This window comes from Galbibacter sp., assembly GCF_035306585.1.
In the GTDB taxonomy this organism is placed as follows: Bacteria; Bacteroidota; Bacteroidia; order Flavobacteriales; family Flavobacteriaceae; genus Galbibacter.
Genome location: NZ_DATGNU010000013.1, coordinates 1 through 2,917 on the forward strand (window position 1 = coordinate 1; position 2,917 = coordinate 2,917).

At 38.8% G+C, this 2,917-nt stretch carries 4 protein-coding genes; all 4 read left to right on the plus strand.

Annotated features, from left to right (window positions below; translation table 11 throughout):
* Positions 1–212 (plus strand): S-adenosylmethionine:tRNA ribosyltransferase-isomerase (locus tag VKY50_RS01855; RefSeq protein ID WP_324298266.1); only part of this gene is annotated, 212 nt, incomplete at its 5' end.
* Between the two features lie 153 nt (positions 213–365).
* Positions 366–1,412 carry a dual-specificity RNA methyltransferase RlmN gene (gene rlmN, locus VKY50_RS01860; protein ID WP_324298268.1) on the plus strand — a complete coding sequence of 349 codons (1,047 nt, stop codon included), beginning with the start codon at positions 366–368 and terminating at the stop codon, positions 1,410–1,412.
* 78 nt (positions 1,413–1,490) lie between these two features.
* Entirely contained in the window at positions 1,491–2,468 is a 978-nt protein-coding gene (locus tag VKY50_RS01865) for a polyprenyl synthetase family protein (protein ID WP_324298270.1), read from the plus strand.
* 60 nt (positions 2,469–2,528) lie between these two features.
* The coding region (locus tag VKY50_RS01870) for a CHC2 zinc finger domain-containing protein (protein ID WP_324298272.1) at positions 2,529–2,917 on the plus strand (389 nt) is incomplete at its 3' end.

Genomic DNA, 2,917 nt, shown 5'->3' on the forward strand with positions numbered 1-2,917 from the left:
CATATGAAGGGTGGACTAATAAGTTTATCTTCCCTCCGTATGATTTTAGTATTGCCAATTGTATGATTACCAATTTCCACACACCAAAATCAACACTTTTGATGATGATCTCTGCTTTTGCAGGCCATGATTTTGTAATGAGGGCTTATAAAGAAGCGATCAAAGAAGGGTACAAATTTTATTCTTACGGAGACGCTATGTTGATCTTATAATGTACCCCTGAGGTATAAAGTAACCATCAATAAACGGAGTCCTGCTTGATTGAAGTAGGACTCTTTTTAAAACCGGACCACAATAATAAATAGAGGCCAGTAGAAAATGCTAGCATGGGCCTTGAATTGGAATACATATCCTACCTTTGTAGCATGCAAAATTCGAAAAAAGACATACGAGCACTCACCAAGGACCAACTCCGGGATTTTTTTGTCTCTAAAGGAGATAAAGCCTTTCGTGGTAATCAAGTCTATGAGTGGTTATGGGGTAAAGCTTGCTATTCTTTTGAAGAAATGACTAATCTTTCAAAACAAACCAGAGCGCTTTTAGAGCAGCACTTTGTCATTAATCACATTCGGGTGGATCAAATGCAACGGAGCTCAGATGGAACTATTAAGAATGCGGTTCAGCTTCACGACGGGTTAGTGGTGGAGTCTGTCCTTATTCCTACGACCTCCAGAACCACGGCTTGCGTTTCTAGTCAAGTAGGTTGTAGTTTGGATTGCAAGTTTTGTGCTACTGCAAAGCTCAAAAGAATGCGGAATTTAAATCCCGATGAAATCTACGACCAAGTCGTGGCCATTGACAATGAAAGCCGACTGTATTTTAATCGTCCGCTTTCAAACATTGTTTTTATGGGAATGGGAGAGCCACTGATGAACTTTAACAATGTTCTTTTGGCGATTGATAAAATAACGGATCCTGAAGGTTTAGGGATGTCACCTAAACGTATTACGGTCTCTACTTCGGGAGTTCCTAAAATGATTAAAAAGTTAGCCGATGATCAGGTGAAGTTTAAATTGGCCGTTTCGTTGCACTCCGCAATAGATGAAGTTCGAACGAGTATTATGCCATTTAATGCCACCTTTCCATTAAAGGATTTAAGAGAAGCACTGGAATATTGGTATCATAAAACCAAAAGTAGGATTACCTATGAATATGTGGTGTGGAGGGGAATAAACGACCAACAAAAGGATGTGGATGCATTGGTGCAGTTTTGCAAATTCGCACCTTCGAAAGTTAATTTGATCGAATACAATCCTATTGGTGATCAAATGTTCGAACAAGCCGAAGAAAGTGCTATCGAGATGTATCAATCCAATTTAGAACGTCATAATATTACGGTAACTGTAAGAAGATCAAGAGGGAAGGATATTGATGCGGCCTGTGGGCAATTAGCGAACAAAACAGCATCGTAAAAAAATCCAACTAAAAGTTAGTTTAAAAAGGAACTAAGTTTTTTATCCATTTAATATAATATTATCTTTAAAACCTCTATGAAGGTAGTAGAACAAATTAAGGAGCCGATACGCCAAGAGATGGAACTTTTTGAACAGAAGTTCCACGATGCTATGTCTTCAAAGGTGGCGTTGCTCAACCGGATTACCTATTACATCGTCAATCGAAAAGGGAAGCAGATGCGCCCTATGTTTGTATTCCTTGTGGCTAAAATGATTTCAAAAGGAAATGTAAATGAACGCACCTATCGAGGAGCGGCAGTGATAGAATTGATCCATACAGCTACCTTGGTACACGATGATGTGGTTGATGATAGTAATCGTCGACGTGGTTTTTTTTCCATCAATGCGCTGTGGAAAAATAAGATTGCCGTACTTGTAGGTGATTATCTGTTGTCCAAAGGATTGCTGCTTTCTATTGATAATGGCGATTTTGATTTGCTGAAGATTATCTCTGTCGCAGTGCGAGAAATGAGTGAAGGCGAGCTTTTGCAGATTGAAAAGGCTAGGAGGCTCGATATCACCGAAGAGGTGTATTATGAAATTATACGGCAGAAAACTGCCACGCTTATTGCCGCATGTTGTTCCCTTGGGGCATGTTCCGTTGCACCAGAATCCAAAGATGTGGAGAAGATGAGGAAGTTTGGCGAACTCATTGGGATGGCTTTTCAGGTCAAAGATGATTTGTTTGACTATACCGATGGACCCATTGGAAAACCTACAGGAATTGACATTAAAGAACAAAAAATGACCCTTCCTCTTATTTATGCTTTAAATCAGAGTGATAAAAATCAACGAAAATGGCTCATTAACTCTGTCAAAAGGCATAATAAGAATAAAAAGAGAGTTCGTGAGGTCATTGCGTTTGTCAAAGAAAAAGGAGGTATGGAGTATGCGGAATCCAAAATGTTCGATTTTCAACAACAAGCCCTGGCCATTCTAGAAGAATTTGAAGAGTCCTCTTATAAAGCTGCGTTAAAACAAATGGTGAATTATGTGATTCAAAGAAAAAAATAGTATTTTCAATCACGTAGTTTCGTTTTACATGAGAATTCGATAATTTAAAATTAGTTCATTTTGATATCCAAAAGTACCATAGATAAAGTTTTTGAAATCTCACGCGTTGAGGAGGTAATTGGTGATTTTGTGCAACTCAAAAAATCAGGGTCTAATTTTAAGGGACTCAGTCCGTTTACCGATGAACGTACCCCTAGTTTTATGGTCTCTCCGGTAAAACAGATATGGAAGGATTTTAGTAGTGGGAAAGGTGGGAACGTTGTGGCATTTGTAATGGAACACGAGCACTATAGCTATCCAGAGGCCATAAGATATCTAGCACGAAAATACAATATCGAAATAGAAGAAACCGAGCAGAGTGAACAGTCAAAAGAAAAGTCCAACGAGCGAGAGAGTATGTATGTAGTCTCTGAGTTTGCTCAGGAGTATTTTCATGATAACCTCAAAAA